At 40.4% G+C, this 16634-nt stretch carries 21 protein-coding genes; 19 read left to right on the top strand and 2 right to left on the bottom strand.

Annotated features, from left to right (window positions below):
- Positions 1-364: 364 nt before the first annotated feature.
- From ACYUCY_RS03685 to ACYUCY_RS03760, 16 genes are all read left to right on the top strand, one after another.
- The gene (locus ACYUCY_RS03685) at positions 365-676 is read left to right on the top strand and encodes a hypothetical protein (protein ID WP_460225111.1); all 312 of its coding nucleotides are present in this window, start codon (positions 365-367) and stop codon (positions 674-676) included.
- Positions 677-768: 92 nt separating this feature from the next.
- On the top strand, positions 769-1200 hold the full coding sequence (locus tag ACYUCY_RS03690) for a hypothetical protein (RefSeq protein ID WP_460225112.1): 432 nt from the start codon (positions 769-771) through the stop codon (positions 1198-1200).
- A 95-nt stretch (positions 1201-1295) separates the two neighbouring features.
- Complete coding sequence (locus tag ACYUCY_RS03695) at positions 1296-1805, top strand: GyrI-like domain-containing protein (protein ID WP_460225113.1); 510 nt, start codon at positions 1296-1298, stop codon at positions 1803-1805.
- 221 nt (positions 1806-2026) lie between these two features.
- A complete protein-coding gene (locus ACYUCY_RS03700; RefSeq protein ID WP_460225114.1) occupies positions 2027-2407 on the top strand; it encodes a VOC family protein in 381 nt (126 codons plus the stop codon).
- 130 nt (positions 2408-2537) lie between these two features.
- Positions 2538-2951 carry a DUF1801 domain-containing protein gene (locus tag ACYUCY_RS03705; protein ID WP_460225115.1) on the top strand — a complete coding sequence of 138 codons (414 nt, stop codon included), beginning with the start codon at positions 2538-2540 and terminating at the stop codon, positions 2949-2951.
- 96 nt (positions 2952-3047) lie between these two features.
- Positions 3048-3389 (top strand): VOC family protein, encoded by a 342-nt coding sequence (locus ACYUCY_RS03710; protein ID WP_460225116.1) that lies wholly within the window; start codon positions 3048-3050, stop codon positions 3387-3389.
- Positions 3390-3486: 97 nt separating this feature from the next.
- Positions 3487-4086, top strand: coding sequence for a LysE family translocator (locus tag ACYUCY_RS03715; RefSeq protein ID WP_460225117.1), 600 nt, complete (start codon positions 3487-3489; stop codon positions 4084-4086).
- A gap of 141 nt (positions 4087-4227) precedes the next feature.
- Positions 4228-4650 carry a DUF805 domain-containing protein gene (locus ACYUCY_RS03720; protein ID WP_460225118.1) on the top strand — a complete coding sequence of 141 codons (423 nt, stop codon included), beginning with the start codon at positions 4228-4230 and terminating at the stop codon, positions 4648-4650.
- 957 nt (positions 4651-5607) lie between these two features.
- A complete protein-coding gene (locus tag ACYUCY_RS03725) occupies positions 5608-6324 on the top strand; it encodes an outer membrane beta-barrel protein (RefSeq protein ID WP_460225119.1) in 717 nt (238 codons plus the stop codon).
- A 596-nt stretch (positions 6325-6920) separates the two neighbouring features.
- Complete coding sequence (locus tag ACYUCY_RS03730; RefSeq protein WP_460225120.1) at positions 6921-7490, top strand: hypothetical protein; 570 nt, start codon at positions 6921-6923, stop codon at positions 7488-7490.
- Between the two features lie 84 nt (positions 7491-7574).
- Complete coding sequence (locus ACYUCY_RS03735; RefSeq protein WP_460225121.1) at positions 7575-7796, top strand: penicillin-binding protein; 222 nt, start codon at positions 7575-7577, stop codon at positions 7794-7796.
- 204 nt (positions 7797-8000) lie between these two features.
- Entirely contained in the window at positions 8001-8237 is a 237-nt protein-coding gene (locus ACYUCY_RS03740; protein ID WP_460225122.1) for a hypothetical protein, read from the top strand.
- Positions 8238-8257: 20 nt separating this feature from the next.
- On the top strand, positions 8258-8656 hold the full coding sequence (locus tag ACYUCY_RS03745) for a GFA family protein (protein ID WP_460225123.1): 399 nt from the start codon (positions 8258-8260) through the stop codon (positions 8654-8656).
- 31 nt (positions 8657-8687) lie between these two features.
- Positions 8688-9122: a RidA family protein gene (locus tag ACYUCY_RS03750; RefSeq protein WP_460225124.1), complete on the top strand. Its 435-nt coding sequence runs from the start codon at positions 8688-8690 to the stop codon at positions 9120-9122.
- Positions 9123-9177: 55 nt separating this feature from the next.
- Positions 9178-9600, top strand: a complete 423-nt coding sequence (locus tag ACYUCY_RS03755; RefSeq protein ID WP_460225125.1) for a GFA family protein — start codon at positions 9178-9180, stop codon at positions 9598-9600.
- Positions 9601-9633: 33 nt separating this feature from the next.
- Entirely contained in the window at positions 9634-9990 is a 357-nt protein-coding gene (locus ACYUCY_RS03760) for a hypothetical protein (protein WP_460225126.1), read from the top strand.
- 32 nt (positions 9991-10022) lie between these two features.
- On the opposite strand, the gene ACYUCY_RS03765 is transcribed toward ACYUCY_RS03760, so the two are convergent.
- Positions 10023-11078, bottom strand: a complete 1056-nt coding sequence (locus tag ACYUCY_RS03765; RefSeq protein WP_460225127.1) for an alpha/beta hydrolase — start codon at positions 11076-11078, stop codon at positions 10023-10025.
- A 137-nt stretch (positions 11079-11215) separates the two neighbouring features.
- Between ACYUCY_RS03765 and ACYUCY_RS03770 the strand changes: the two genes are divergently transcribed.
- From ACYUCY_RS03770 to ACYUCY_RS03780, 3 genes are all read left to right on the top strand, one after another.
- Complete coding sequence (locus ACYUCY_RS03770) at positions 11216-12100, top strand: LysR family transcriptional regulator (RefSeq protein WP_460225128.1); 885 nt, start codon at positions 11216-11218, stop codon at positions 12098-12100.
- Positions 12101-12159: 59 nt separating this feature from the next.
- Positions 12160-12570: a GNAT family N-acetyltransferase gene (locus ACYUCY_RS03775; RefSeq protein ID WP_460225129.1), complete on the top strand. Its 411-nt coding sequence runs from the start codon at positions 12160-12162 to the stop codon at positions 12568-12570.
- 594 nt (positions 12571-13164) lie between these two features.
- Positions 13165-13842 (top strand): 2OG-Fe(II) oxygenase, encoded by a 678-nt coding sequence (locus ACYUCY_RS03780; protein ID WP_460225130.1) that lies wholly within the window; start codon positions 13165-13167, stop codon positions 13840-13842.
- A gap of 41 nt (positions 13843-13883) precedes the next feature.
- Here ACYUCY_RS03780 and ACYUCY_RS03785 read toward each other — a convergent pair whose 3' ends face one another.
- Complete coding sequence (locus tag ACYUCY_RS03785) at positions 13884-16631, bottom strand: EAL domain-containing protein (RefSeq protein ID WP_460225131.1); 2748 nt, start codon at positions 16629-16631, stop codon at positions 13884-13886.
- Between the last annotated feature and the right edge of the window lie 3 nt (positions 16632-16634).

The following is a 16634-nucleotide window of genomic DNA, read 5'->3' on the forward strand; positions in this document are numbered from 1 at the left end:
TTGCGCTCTAGAGTTAAAGAATTAATTTTCTTCGCGGTAAGTGTTTTAAACAGCAATCGATTGAGTACGTAGTATAAAAATAAGTACGGTGTTCTTTTAGGTAATCAATAATTAGCAGCGTGGCACATTAAACATCTTATTGTTCGTTCGCTCGTATTTAAAATTGTGGTAAGTTCCAACATGAATTTTTCGTTCGCGTTCCGAGGGGTGCCACTAGCAAAATTGCCTTCACAGTGGCTCCGGTACGTGTTTTAAATTAGCTGCAAACTGTCGCGGCTATAACAAGCGCAGGCACGGGAAAAGTTTTCCGCTGCGCTCCAAATTTTCCCGTGCTACGGGCGTTATATTTCAATCGAGGGAGACAATGACATTGGAAAGTACAGCTTCAGATAAAAATCTTCAGACGGTAAAAAGGTCGGTATCAATCCGGTGTATATGTGGGTTTTTTTGGTTCGTATTGTTTTGCGTCATTTATGTTTTTGCTATGACAGAGGCAATATCACTATACGCACATAGTGTCGCCTCAGGCGCGGAAGCTATAGAGTTAGATAAAGCTTTAGGTAGAAAGGCGGGTGGTACGGCTGGCGTAATCGGGTTTATCGTAATTGCTATTCTAGTTGCAAGGTTTAGCGTTAAAGGGATATTACCAGGAACCAAGAAAAACAAAAAAATATAACAAGTTTAGGCACTGCGAAAACCAGTCGTTTCGCTTCGCTACACAACTGTTTTCGCATGCTAAAGGCGTTATATTTACTTAGAGTCATCGAGATGATTGAGCATTATAAGAAGGTAGATATTGCGAAAGCTCAACTGGACGCTGCAATTAAACTCTACTTTATCGGCGACGAATATTTTTCATCTATTACTCTTGCTGGTGCAGCTGAAAATGTATTTGGTTCAATTTTAAAGTTGTTGGGTAAAGAACCCGCACTTTACTCATTTGCCAGAACGGAAAGAATGATCGTTCAAGCATTGCATGGCGAAGAAGTAGATGAAAATGAACTTCGTAAAGCTATGAATGATGTGAGAAATAATATTAAGCATTTTAGTGGTCTTGGTGAGCAAGAAATCTCACTTGACCCAAAAGAAAGTGCGGAGCACATGATTAATCGAGCGATTAGCAATCTAGAAGAGCTTAATCTACCGAAGTCTAAAGCAATAGAGCTATTTGAAAAGTATTATGAGAACTGTGAGCTATAAATATAACAAACCAACCCAGCGCCCACAAACCGCAAAAAGCGCGGTTTGCGGTGGACTCGCTACACTTCGTTTCGCTCGCCGCTGGTTGGAGCGTTATGAAACATTATTTACTAATCATGCCGCTTATGTTTTTTGTGAACTATGTATATGGAGACGCTGATATGGAGCTCATAGATGTAGAGCCCTTCAATGTTATTGGAATTGAAATTTCGACCACCAATGAACTTGAAATGAATTCGAGTGATCCGAAGATTCCCGGTCTTTGGGAAAGTTTTTATACAAAGCATTACGGAAAGTCTCTGAATGGCAATCCAATCTATGGGGTGTACAGCAATTATGAATCTGATGTTAATGGACAATATTCCGTACTAGCGGGTATTAAGGCCCAGGAAGCCAATTCGAGCTACAAGGTAGCAAAAGTTAAAGGTGGAAAGTATCTCGTTTTTAGAAGCGAAGGCGATCCGTCTAAAGCAGTAGTACTCGCTTGGCAAAAAGTATGGGAATATTTTTCAAATAAAAATAACGAGTATGAGCGGGCCTATACTAGCGATTTCGAAGTTTATGAAGGCGTGAATAGTGTTTCCATCTATATAGCGGTAAAGTAAATGCCTAACGCCCCAATAACCGGACGCGCGAAAAGCGCGCGCCCGGTTATTGGGGCGTTAGGCATTCCGTAAGTAAACCTATTCATCATTCGGAAGATTCAATGAGTGGCCAAAAAAATTTTTATGTATGGTTCTTATGTTTTATTTCGGTAATGTCTTAGGGGCAGAATACATCTGAAATAGGTAGTGGAGTTCATAGTAGCGACACGGGGAGCGATCATATGACGAGAGTAACAGGAATAGGTGGTGTATTTATAAAGGCGAAAGATCCAGTAATGCTTCAATCCTGGTACAAAAAACACCTCGGAATAGATGTTCAAGTTTGGGGTGGAACATCATTTCGATGGGTAGACCAATCGGGCAATCCTTATTCCGGAACTACGGCTTGGATGATTGGAGACGGTGAGAATTTTTCGCCGAGTAAATCATCTTTTATGGTGAATTATCGAGTGGCTGATCTTAATGCGCTCTTAATCGCTCTTCGAAATGAAGGGTGTAACGTTCTTGAAAAAACTGATGAATCGGAGTTTGGGAAATTTGGCTGGGTTATGGACCCAGAAGGGAACAAAATCGAACTATGGGAACCACCGGTTGGAGAATAAGTTTTTAAAAAATGCCTAACAAACACACCTACCGCGCCCAATTTGCAAAAAACGCAATTTGACCTGGACTCACTCCACGATGTTCCGCTCGCCGGTTGCGTGGGTGTTAAGCGTACTGGAGGGAACAGTGGTGGCTGAAAGAAAGACGCAAGAAACTGAAGCGAGCGTTGACGAATTTATAGAATCGATCTCAGATGAAATTAAGCGTCGAGATTGCAAGCAGCTAGTAGAAGTCTTTTCAGCTGCAACTGGTCAGGAACCCAAAATGTGGGGTGCCAAAATAATTGGGTTTGGGAAAAGGTTCTATAAATATGCGAATGGAAAACCTGCTGAACTCTGTAAAGTCGGTTTTGCGCCTAGATCTAAAACATTCTCTTGCTATTTAGCTGGTTTTCCAGATAGCGAGCAACTTTATCAAAGATTAGGTAACCATAAGTTTTCTGGCGGTTGTCTACATATTTCTAAGCTTGAAAATATCAATACAAATGTTTTAGAAAGCATAGTAAAAAAATCATACAAAAATGTTAAAACAGAAAGCGCCTAACAAGGCAGTGTTGTCGCCTTCGGCTGGGACTACCATTTCCCGCTGGCGCTCCATGTCAGCTCCAACCCGAGGCGTTAAGCTTCACCAGGAATCTAAATGAAACCAATTGTTAAAGTATGTGATATAGAAACATCGATATCTTGGTATGAAGATTTTCTTGACTTCAAATGTATTTATAAAAGCTCAATCAAAGATCCGGATTACGTAGTTTTGGAAAATGAACATGGTGAATTGTTGCTAGCTCAAGACCCTGAGAAAAAATCCTACGCATCAAATCTATTTCTGATAGAGGTAAGTAACATCAACAAAGCCTATGAGTATGTTCAAGTTAAAGGCTGCATCATTAAGCAGCCTATCGAAGAAGGGTTTTTTGGCGGCAAGCAATTTATTATTAAAGACTATGAAGACAATAAAATTATTTACAAACAAAAAGCTTAACAGAGTGTTCATGTGCGCACTTCGCATCGGACTCACGACGCGTTGCTCCGTTCGCCGTATAGCACGGCGTTAAGCATCAAAACCGTACGAGGCTACAGTGGATATATTAATTTTTGTTCTTGTTTCAATCGGTATTATCGTAATACCAGGACCCAATGTACTGGTAATAATATCTACAAGTATCACGCATGGTAAGGTTCGGGGACTGCAAACTGTAGCAGGTACAAGCGCGGCTATGGGGGTCCAGCTATTTATTGCAGCACTAGGAACATCATATTTACTTACAATACTCACCAAAGGGTTTTTCTGGCTCAAGTGGGTCGGTGTTTTATATTTACTGTATCTTGGGATTAGTCATCTTTTAGCGGCATTTAGAGGGGGCAAACGGCCATCACAAGTTTCGGCAATAGGATCTTTTCAGCGGGGCTTCTGGGTATCATTAACGAACCCAAAAACAATTTTATTTTTCAGTGCGTTTCTGCCCCAATTCACTGTTCAGTCACTGCCATATTTGCCGCAAATAGCGCTGCTATCTTCGATATTTTGGATTGTCGCGATCCTGCTTGACTCTATGTTTGCTATTTTGTCTAGTAAATTGGCGGGATTAGTTGATTCAAAAAGCCTAATTAGGTATGAGAATGGCTTCAGTGGTTTTGCTTATTGCGCTGCGGGTTCTTTGCTTGCAAGTTCAAAATAAGGACATCCGATTTTTTATTCTATTTTGGGTTGTTGCTCAAAAATAAAACCTAAAAAAATAAATAGATTAAATCGTTAATTTATATAGTTCTATATCTGGATGATTGTCTTCCGGCTGCTTTAAGCTTTTTAAGGAGCAATGATGAATAACCCATATAAGACACCTAATGAAACGGTTGAAGACGAAAGAGATGCGTTTGCAAGGCATGAGTATAAAGTTCGAAGGTGGGGAAGAGTTAAATATTTATGTTTTATTTTACTCAGCATGCCGTTTACCTACATTCTTTACTCTTCGTTCGCGACGAGTTTGATAAATTTTTATTATAGAGGGGTATCGGATAAACCAATATCTGATAGCACATGGATTTTTATATCGATTTATTTTGGGGCGATAGCGTGGGGAACTTCATATCGCTGTAGAGATGCAAATATTAGTGGCTGGCTTAGTGTCTTGATTTTTATACCCTTAGTCAATGTGGTTCTAGTTGTGGTATTGATGCTGATTCCCGGAACTAATGGTGTAAATGAGTATGGCGAGAAGCCGGCGATGTTTTTTAATACGTAGAAACGTATATAAAAAATATCGTTAGCAGATTGTGGTAAATTTTTTCCTTGATTTTAGTATGATACTCAAGGTCGTAATTACCTACAAAAAGCTTGAACATTTTCTCCTAAGATTGGTTGTTGTGACAAGTTTGACTAGTCTTTTCAGTGCTCATTTAATTCTTTTTGCTATCTATTGATAGCCAATCGGCGCCAAGGCCTTTGTTAAAAATAGATGGCCTTTCGAAAGCAGAAATGCAATGTTTCATTTTTAGTGAGCTTGCCGCACCCACTACCTGCCCACATTTTTAGAAATGGTTTAAACATATCTTCTCTGATTGGTACATTACGCAAAATATTAGATTCAGAATTTCATCAGTTTGTTTAGAAAATGGTGGAGAATTTTATTTGATGAGCATTGCGAGTTATGGACTTTGTTTTGGCTGACGATCGCAGATAGAAATCCTAAGTGGATAAACGATAAAGCGCTAATTTATTTCGCTCACTCGAAAAATAATTTAGTCTTAATATTCTTAGATCTACATTTTATTGATCTTGATAAGATTGCGAATTGTCCTCAGAGCGTTTTAGAACTCATCAAAGCATATGAGTCTTAATAAAAAGGCAATTAAATCATATGTTTTTTTTGCGGCGAATACTTCGATAGTCGTTGGCTATTAGTCTAAACAAGCCTTATTTCCTATTGATTTTTATTTGAAACCGATATCCGGTTTTGTCTGTAGCCATAAGTGTTGAAACTTCCTTTGACTTCTTTTTTAAGAATGATTAAATTCGGTCAGTTGTTGGTGTTATATTGCAGAAACTGAATTGTTGTTCGAATAATGAATTTCAGTAATAGTAGGCTAATAACAATAATAATCCTTCAGCAAATTTTCCGCGTTAATACAGCATTAAATCAATTTTTTGATGTTATATAGGGTGTTTTGTTTGGAGTCTAATAATCACATTGGAGTGAATAATGAAAAAATTTATTTTGTTGGTTGGGATGGTGTTATGCGCAATGAGTCAATTGGCTTTAGCGGATGATCGGGGTTTTTATATGCAGGTTGGAATTAATCAGTCGGACTTGCCGGCTCCTATAAGCGGCGAACAACTAGCTATAATTGCTGAAAATAGTATTAACAATTTGGGGGTGTTTTCTTCAAGCTTTACTAGTAGTAGCAGTGAAGACGAAGATGCGAATGGCTGGGCGATCACAGGAGGGTTTCAGCTCAATAGTATTATTGGATTTGAGGTTGCTTACGCTGATCTAGGGGAATCGCGTGCGACAGGCGCCGTTTCGGGCGTCGCTAATACGATTTCTGGTTTTTTCGTTGGTGATGTTACTGGTGAAGTGAGTTACGAGGTACAGACTTTAAGTGTGGCTACTACTGTATCAGCACCGCTGGGCAATCGATTTAGATTGTTCGGAAAACTGGGGCTTCAGCAATTTAGAACGGATATAGAGATCAGTAGCTTAGTCCAGGGGACTATTGGAGGTATACCGGGAACGGGCTCCGCCAGCTCTTCGGAGAGCGAAGATGGGACAAGCCTATTGGCCGGGGCTGGCTTTGCCGTTGAATTTGTTGAAGGCTGGGAGTTGATTGGTGAAATGGTACGCTACGCCGACATAGATGTCGGAGCGGAAGAGCTTGATGTCGATACCTTATCTTTATCATTGCGAATAAGTTTTTAGGTAGTGCTGAGGCAGGCAACAATGTGTGCCTGTCTCATTGTAGTTTCTATTGAAAACAATATGGCTGAATCCCCTGGCAGATTTGGCTTAATACCAGTTCGATAATAAAAATAATTCTACAAATTTCATTTTAATACCACTTCGTTTTAATGCCGCAAAAAATTATCCATAAAAAATGTTTGTTTCTGAGACGCGAATCTTTTTTCTAAATAGCCTTCGGTAGCAATAAGGAACTGAAAAAAGAATTTCGACGAAAATCTAAATCGGGGTGTATGCACGTGCTCTAAGGCGATTCTTATAATAGGGAAGTACAAAGGAGGGAAGATGTACATTTTGTGGGGAACGAAAAGGTTAAAAAAAGCTGGGTTTGATTGCTGATTTCTGTATTAGTTACGGTAAAATTAAAGCCTTTCAGCTTGATCAGCATGCTTGTAAATCCTATATTGATTATCTGTCTATTGGCAAGGATAAAGATCTTGCTCATCGTATTACCCATTTTAGTGACGCCACGAATTGGCTCGGCGGTATGCTAGCAGGTCGGGCTGGGCAAGTTGCTATTAGAATTTTAATCATAATAAATTGTTGGAGTAAACGTAATGCGTTTCCCTATCGTTCCTATTTTAGTAGCAGTTTTATCGGTTGGATGCGTAAGTGGGAATAGCTCTAAACCGGTGGTTGACCTTAGAGAGGAGGTCATCTCTTCGGCAAATAGAAATGTTCAGATTATTGATTTTCGAACCCAGGTGTCTGAATATGAAAAAGTATCTCGACGTCGGCATTTGCTTGGTGAAGCAATGATTAATCCGCCTGCGATTGATTTACTTGACGCCTCGGTATCGACTGCATATAAAAATACGTCTCTACTATCCATACGGGTCGATACCATTAAGGTTTATCATGACTACAATAGTAGCGCCTCAAAACCCGCCAACACTCTTTTTACTGTCGGAGACTCAGTGGTGGTGACTGACAATGTAAACGAACATTCAAATTACGTAGTTATAGAATTTGAGGGCCGAGTAAATAGCAGGAAGAAAACTTTAGAGATATTCGTGGCGTATGACGAGGACGTTCGCGATGGCGATTTTTGGTCGAGTCCTGGTTTTAGCGCAGCGATATTAAAAGGTTTTGATGTTTTAGCTGAAAAATTAATAGAAACAGAATAATCATCATACAATCAGCCAGTAATGACCAACTCGGTTATATCTCTGTAGCAATCAATTGTGAGCATTTAAAATAGGATACTAAAAATGAGCGAACAATCTAATCAAGAAATTTTAGATGCCCTTAAAATCGCCTTTACTTATATGCCAAGATCAATCGAAGTTAACAAATATGAGTACGGAGACCGTTACAAAGTCATACTTGAGCATATTGAGACAGTTAGAGAGGCATTGTTAATCGCAGGAATTGATCCCGATGAAGTCCACGGAGAAGTTAATCCAGACATCACTCCAAATTCAACTTACTAGGCGCGATAGTCGACCATCGTTATTTTTTACATAGAGTTTACCAAGACTCACATTATACTTTTTCGCTTTATGTTATATTTTTTCTTGAATCTATTGCGTCTGTAATGTTGCTTGCTAGGGGAATACGTAGTGAATAAAACTTCGAAAAACTTTCTCTCGATCATACCGTTTATTATTGTATCTGTGTTTCCCTCGAGCCATTTGATGGCAGATTCGTTTCTGCCAATCCTGCATGAACCCAATGAATTAATTGCAGCGGTATACGAGGCCGCTGAGTTAAAAAGAGAAGACGCGAAAGTGATAATCTTTGAATATGATTATATCAAGGCGCAGTGGCATATAGAGATAACGCCTACTGCGTTTTCATGTATTGATTGTTATCCAAGTTTTTATATAGAAAACAAACCTTTAATAACTGTTGTCTCTATTCCCCATGGCTAATACTAGCGACTGGAAACATTATGATTAAAGGCGCATGTCTTTGTGGTGGTATTCGTTATGAATATGATGGAGCAATTGATGAAATATCGATGTGCCATTGTTCACAATGCCGGAAAGCGCAAGGTTCCGCATTTGTAGCGGTTTGTCCAGTTGATGCAGATAAGTTCAAATTTATAAAAGGCACTGATTTACTGAAAGAATTTCGTGCTGTAGAAAACAAAGCAAGAGTGTTTTGCTCGAATTGCGGTAGCCCCATTTATAGTGCAAGAGATGATCTGCCAGAAATAATGCGCTTGCGAATCGGAACTATTGAAACGGCTTTTCAGTGTGAAAATAGATACCACGCCTATGCAGACTCCAAGGCGCCTTGGTATGAGATTGTAGATAAGTTACCGCGTTTTTCAGATGCAAAATCGTAACCTTTACAACAAGGAAATCTGAGTAAGTCTTATGAAGAATAAAACCAAAGTAATTACTTTGCTGATGGCGGCTTTGATTTTGTCGGGTTGTTCTCACAACACGGGGATCACACGTAAAAACTATGGTACTTGGGAAAAGGAGTATGGGTATTCTCAGGTCGTGAAAGCGGGAAACACTTTGTATCTTTCTGGCCTGGCAAGTAACAAAGAGAGTTTGGCGGCGCAGATTGAGGAAATTTATACAGTAATTCTCAGTATCCTTAAGGACTATGGACTCGACAGCGATGCCATCGTTAAGCAAGTTATTTATGCGGTTGACATAGAGGCGGTAAAGGCCGAAACAGAGCGCAGAAAAAAGTTCTTTAAAGGTAATCGATACCCTAGTTCAACTATTGTTGAGATCGAACGACTCTATGAAAAACAGCATTTACTGGAAGTCGAAGTCGTGGCTTTTATTCGTAAATAAAATGACCAATAAAAATAATTGATGTTAGGGCGACTAGGGTTTCCGCGGGGTTGTTATGCAAAAGTCCGTTGATATAAAGGGCCAGTGTTTGTGTGGTACGGTAAAGTATTCTGTAAAGGGCGAAATTTCTTCTTTTCACCTTTGCTATTGCTCTCGATGCCGATTGGCAACAGGTTCTGCTCACGCTTCCAATATGTTTTCTCAACCGCACTATCTTACGTGGATTAGCGGAGAAAATAATATCCAACGGTATGAACTGGAATCGGCGAAAAGCTTTGCGAAACAATTTTGTAGAACATGTGGTTCAGCTGTCCCCTATATTAACCGATCGAAAACGTTTCTCGTTATACCGGCGGGTACGGTCGTTGATGGGTTGAATGTTATTCCCGATGATAGAATTTTTTGTGCCTCAAAGGCGAGTTGGATAGAAGCGATCCCCGATACAGTCGAGTTTTCAGACTATCCCGATAAATTTTAAGTATTGATAGAAAACCTAAGTGTGGATTATTAGATGACGGAAGTAGAAGAAAATAATACTGTGAGCGATGAAGTAAGCAGTGAAGAGACTAATGATGAAAAATTAAAACGTTATTTGTTATACCCCAATCTCGGCGCATTTCTTTTAACACCCATCTGGTGTATTCGAAATGGTTTTTGGATTTCTGCAGCGATAGCCATCATTGGATACGCGAGCTATTGGCCTCTTGGAGTTGCTGTTAGCCTAGTATTTTTTATTATGGGGAATCGCTGGTCTTGGGGCGATGGCAAACGTTGGAAATCCTTCGAGCAGTTTAGCGACAGTCAGTATTTAATGAGTGGAGTCTCCCTCGTGATTCTTATTGCCGGTTTGGTTATTGTATATGTGTAATGGGATATTTTAAAAATCCCAGTAAACTTAGTTTACAAGTGCTCCAAAAACCATTGTGTTGCAGCGCTTGCCGCTTTTTCTAGATGCTCACCTGAATAAATTCCATAGTGCCCTGTGTTTACTTCGACTAATCTTTTTGGTTCTCTGGCTTGTTCAAAAGCAATCCGAACTGAATTCGGAGAAACAATTTTATCCTCGCTCGCTACTATCATTAACAACGGTTTCGGAGAAATGCGATTTACCCATAGTATCGGCGCGAACTCATAGATTGCTTCGAGAGAGTCAACGCTGATTCGGTTGATGAAGTGTGGTGCGTATCGTTGCTTCATTTCTTCTTGCCAATGAAATGTTTCGGAGTCCATTAACGCATTGTTAGCTCTATCGATTGCGGCGATTGGTATGTATTGGAATTCTTTACTTTCTGAAAAACGTTTTCTTTCCTTGGCGAAATTTGAAAATAATTCTCGTTGGCTATCTATAGTGCCGCGGGATCGAACGATGCTGTGTAAATCGGTCGGCGGTGTTTGACTGACTAAGGCTTTTACTCTTTCGTCCAGAGCTGCCACTTGCAATACATGACCTCCAGAAAAGCTGCTGCCCCAAATTCCTAAGCGCTTGTCATCGACCTCGCTTCGCATTGCCAAATAAGTCAGCGCGTGTCGGTAATCGTCAATTTGTTTTTGTGGTATTGCTTGTTCCCTTGGTTCGCCACCACTTTCTCCCCAATGCCTGTAATCAAAGAGTAGAGTGGCAATGCCCGCCTCGGCAAATTTTTCGGCGAATGGCATCAAGCCCATTTCTTTTAGCGAACCTATTCCGGGTGCCATAGCTACGGCTGATACCGGATTTTGCACGGATGCCTGCATTGGTAAATACAACCATGCCGCACACTCGCTGTCTTCACATTGGAACCGCACTGCGACGCGGCGAAAGGATGAAATATTGTCAGATCTTGGTGTTTGATTATTTTGCATAGAGTGAGGTCGAGTATTTGATGAGTTATGCGGGTCGCTATTAGCCGTCACCGCCGTGCTAATAAGGGCAACAACGAAAGCCGACAACAGATTTAAAAATTGTGAGTAAGTCATACAGCGAGATACCTGAAGAAAGAAGCTTGGCACTATAATTAATTGCATTAGTGATAGAAATAGATATTAATGCATAGTAATTTTGCAATAATGCAAAATTATAACAATCTAACTCGGGTTCGATAACGTGATGTGCAATGGGAGAAGATAGCTTTAACTGGGAGGATATACGCTTTTTCGTTGCGCTGGCTTCGACGGCGAGCGTGGCTGCGGCTGCGAGACAATTGGGTGTTAATCAGTCCACGGTATTTAGGCGGCTTCAACAATTGGAACGTTGCTCGGGCTACCGTTTGTTTATTCGCAAGCGGCAGGGTTATACCTTAACGCCAGCAGGAGAGTCTCTCTATTCACGGGTTGAAACGATCGGCCCGGTGATGATGTCAGTTGAGCAAGAATTCAAACTTTCAAATAGCAAAGCGCGAACAGTACGAATTGCGACCTTTGCTGCGTTTGCGGACGATCATTTTCCAGAGTTGTTATTGGGGCTTGAAAGACAGTTTCCCCAACTAGAATTTGAATTGATCGTTGATCAGGATCCTAGGGATTTAGTCGAACGGCACATCGATATAGCGTTTCGTAGTTGTAAAGAACCGCCGAATCATCTTGTTGGTAAACATGTAACCAGGCGAGCTTGGAGCTATTACGCGAACGCGAATTATCTCGAAGACAAACCGAAGAAAATAGACATCAGTGCGACAGATTGGTGTAGCGTATATCGTTTTTTTCGCTACCCGAACCTACAGCAATTAATTTCGTACCAATATCATTCTCAGCATGTACCGGAAGAGTATTGGCGCGCAGGTGCCGATAAGTTAGAGACAATCGCTGCAATGTGTAAAACAGGTTTGGGCGTTGCGCTATTGTGTGATGGAATCAGAACCGATGGCTTGGTAAAGTTAGCGACCTTGCCTGAACATACGATGAGTGATTTCTGGTTGTTGTATCATCCGGAACAGCGAAAAGATTCTGTTATTCCTGAAGTGGTGCGGGTTTTGAAAGAAAATATTAGTAATAAATTCTAGAGATAACATCCGGACAGTTCACTAAAACTGCGATATAGAATAAAGATGGAATTGTATTTATGCCGTATACGTTAAAAGCAGAAATCCCCAGCGTTGAAAACTATATTGATATTCGCGTAAAAGCTGGTCTATCAAGAAAGTCTATTGAAGCTGCGGAGCGAGGTTTACCCAATAGCATTTATGCTGTTGTTGTATATGCTGAAGAGCAGGCGATAGGTATTGGTCGGATTATTGGTGATGGTGGTTGCTTCTATGAGATTACGGATATCGCTGTAATACCAGAACATCAAAAGAAAGGGATTGGTGCAATGATTATGGAAGCTCTGGTTGGATATCTTAATACCTATGCGCCGAGTACCGCTTATGTTAGCTTGATGGCTGACCATGGTACGCCACACTTTTATGAGAAATTTGGATTTACATTGTCGCAGATGCCTGGTTCGTCGGGTATGTATATGCGAATAAAATAAATAATCTACATTTCTTGAAACCGAGAAGATCAAACTATGACGGATATTTATAATTCACCTGGCTCGGAAGTAAATCAATTTGAACCTACCGACCTGCGAAGATCGCAAAAAATATTGTGTACTCTGATGTCGTTTTTCCCGGCGTTTTTATACGGAATTCCACATAAGGCACTGCCTGAATTCGTGGAGACATTTGCTTCTTTTAATACGCCATTATCTGGCTTAACTGTTTTCGTAATCAATATTCATCCAATTTTCTACTGGTTAGGACTGTTAAGCTTGCTACCGCTTTTGGTTTGGTTAGGCGCAGTGTTCCAGTACAGAATATTGTGTTTTTTAAATATATTTTCGCGAGTAAATACAGTCCTTTCTTCGATAATATTTACTATTTTTTTATGGGCGGCATACTCGCCTATTTTTGAATTGGGCCAAGTGGTTTGACAGTTCCGCAGTCAATCTCAGGCTTAAGCAACATTTAGGTATTTGTGAGGTTAGTACACTCCGCTAAAATTGTTTGCTTTCTCGGTAGCTTTGCCGCTTAATCCTGTTTGCCTCTCTGAACTTAATTTCCGAAATTTTTGAGATATCTATCCGATGCATAAACTAGCGTTGCAATCTTTTGGTTCAGGTACTGGCTCTGGTGACGAGTCATCTCTATTCGATAATATTTCCGACGATATTCTTGAGAAAGGCTACAGCGTGCAACACAACGCTTTGCCCCCAGCCTTGGCGAGTTTGCTTTGGGAGCATTTGCAAGCTATGCCGACCTATAAATTCCGAGACGCGGGTATCGGGCGTGAACGTGATCAAGCCGTTAATAAATTTGTCCGGACCGACGAGATTTGTTGGATTACGGGGAATTCGGTCGCGGGGAGCACATGGATTGACTGGAGCGCTTCATTGCAGCAACACCTTAACCGCCGTTTATTATTGGGTTTGTTTTCCTTTGAAAGTCATTTTTCTCATTACGGCGAGGGCGACTTTTATAAAACTCATCGCGATGCATTTAAAGGTGAATCGAACCGAGTATTGTCTCTGGTAACTTATTTAAATCCGAATTGGCAATTCGGCGATGGCGGGGAGTTGGTGATATACACAGATGATAATGGCGCGAGCTCCGTTCGCGTTAATCCGATCTTTGGTACTCTGGTATTATTTTTGAGCGAGGACTTTCCTCATGAAGTGTTGGTTTCTAAAAATGACCGCTATTCTATCGCAGGCTGGTTTCGGCTAAATACTTCGAGTACTGAACGAGTAGATCCGCCAGTTTAGTTGGCGCGAAGTCAACTCATTGATATAGCGCTTGTTAATGATTATCTATTTTTATCAAATGGCCACTGCACTATGTTTGATGCAGTTTCCGCTCGTACCCAGGCACGCAGTTTCTCAAAGGACATGGGCTTTGCAAAATGATAGCCTTGGCCTAAATCACAATTACACGCCGATAAGAACTCCCGTTCGAGTGATGATTCAACCCCTTCAGCGACGACTCTAAGGCCTAGTTCATGTGCCATCTTGATGGTTGAGCGTATGATTGCTTGATTGTTTTTATCGTCATGTATTCCGGTAATGAAACTCATATCAATTTTAAGTTCCGAGGCCTCTAAATTTTTCAGATAGCTTAAGGATGAATATCCTGTTCCAAAATCGTCAATGGATATTTCAATATTCCTCTGTCTAAGTCTTTTGATGTTACTTAAGGAATTATTCCAGTTAGTATTTAGGGAGGTTTCGGTAATCTCAAATATGAAACGGAAATAGCCAAGCGAGTTATCAATACGTTTTAGTAGTTCAGAGAAAAATTTGTTGTTCGATAAAAGCCCGATTGAAATATTTATGGAAATATTACGGGGAAGCTTTTCAGTTTGCCATTCTTTTTCAATCTCCAAGGTTCTATCAATGGTAAACAGTGTTAATGGTGAAATAAGATTAGTTTTCTCTGCATTTTCTATTAAAGACGATATCGTAATTGAATTATCCCAGTAGTCTGGTGTTCGAAGCAGTACTTCACAACCAACAAATGCTGAACTTTCGAGATTTATTTTTGGCTGAAATGCGATAGAAAAATCAGACTTTCGAAGAGATTGACGAATTTTTCCAAGGACAACTAATCTATGTGGATAAGTCGTATCGTCGTCTTGCTCAATCCATTCTGATTCTAGCCCTCGTGTTCGTGCAAGTATTAGCGCTTTGTTCGCTTGACCTAGCAATTGCTCAATATTAATTTTATCGTTTTTGTTAGAAGCAACCCCGATATGGCAGAACACCTCTATAGATTGATCTTGGATAAGGAGGGGGCGATTTACGATTGTGATCAAGCGACTGACCAGATCTGACACCTCTTCTTTGTGTAAGTTGGAGAGGAGAATTGCAAATTCATTTTTACCCACGCGTCCGATATTGCTTTCGCCGTTTAATGGCTCGATGAGTCTTCCCGAGATGACCCGTAATATTTCGTCGCCGATTTCGTGGCCATAGATCGAATTGATTTCATTAAAATAATCGACATCTATTTTAATCAGGAAGCAAATGCTACTGGATGCCAAAACCCTATCGGATAAATTAAAAAATTTATCTCGATTGAAAACTTGGGTTAACTCATCATAATCGAGAGCAAAGGCGAGTTTCGCTTCTCGTTCATATCGCTCGCTCATGTCTCGGATAGCGACGGTATAAATTGTATCCGCGCTAGATTCAATAGGACTTATGCAGATTTCTACGGGCAAAGTATCGTGACTTTTTGTGAGTATATTCGTATCGAAGGGCTCGCTACTACGTAGCCATAACTCTTGATCAGCCATTGGGATAAATTCAGACATACTATGTCCGACTAATTCCTCCATCGAAAAACCGAAGATATCTTGGCTTTTCTGATTTGCGGATAAAACTAAACCCTTAGCATTTATTGTTAAAATACACTCGTTAGAAATCGAAAAGATGCTGTCAATAAACTTTTTCTGATTAGAAAAGGCGACTTGCAGCCAAACTTTCTGAATCAATGTCGAATCCAGCTTAATAATCGTGCTTGTGATATATACCGTACTAAGGATGAGAACAACCGGAAAAAGCGGGAGTATTAAGTTAAATTGGTGATAGAAAAAATATGCAACCGGCAAGAGTATGAGCAAACCCACTGACCCCAGTATCAATCCGCCTAACCAGTTATTTTTTTCGAAAATTATGCGTGCAAAAATTCCGATAAGAAGTAACAAGAGAATCGATATCGGCATTGATAATTTGTAAAGTCCGCCTTGTTGTAGCGTCTCGATAGCCAGCCCATGGAGTACTATCCCTGGAACGTTTTGATAGACCGGCACCGCGATAATATCTCCCAACTCAATGGCGGTTGCTCCAAGTAAGACATCTTTACCACTAAGCCGCGCCAGCTCAAAATTCTCTGATAACAAATCTGCAACAGAAATAAATTCGAATGATTCAATACCAATTGAATAATCTATCCAAGTTGACTGAATGTTTTTTCCGGATATTGCATTCCAGGAACTGTTATACGATTCTCCGTTCCAAGTAATCGAATGATTAACGAAGCGAACTAGGCCATCACTGCTCGGTTTAATATTAACTGACACTAATTCATCGGCAACGAATTCGGATATAGGTCTACGAAGAACGAGGTTGTTAGTGCGGCTAGATTCTGATTGAAGAAAAGTGGGTAAGCGCAGAGTAGTCGTCTCAGACAGATCAGAAAATGCCCGAGCTAGGTTTGCATCCGAATCGCTATCATTCGAATATGAACTAAAATCAATATCAATAAAAACAGAATTAACCTTAGCTTTGCTAAATTTATCGGCGACGGCAGCGTAAATGTTCCGAGACCAAGGCCAGGTATTAATCGCTTCGATACTTTTGGCGTCGACTTCGACGATCACGATGTCGGACGCGATTGTCCGTTGCTGCAATTTTAGGAAGTTGTCCCATAAGGTGAAATCGAATCGATCTAGAAGTCCGCTAGAATAGCTAATAAGGACTAAAAAAATCGCCAGCGCATTCAGCAAGAATTTTTTCCTGCTTTTCTTATTCTTCCCTAAATCTACTTGGCTCAACTA

The organism is Aurantivibrio infirmus (assembly GCF_054767315.1).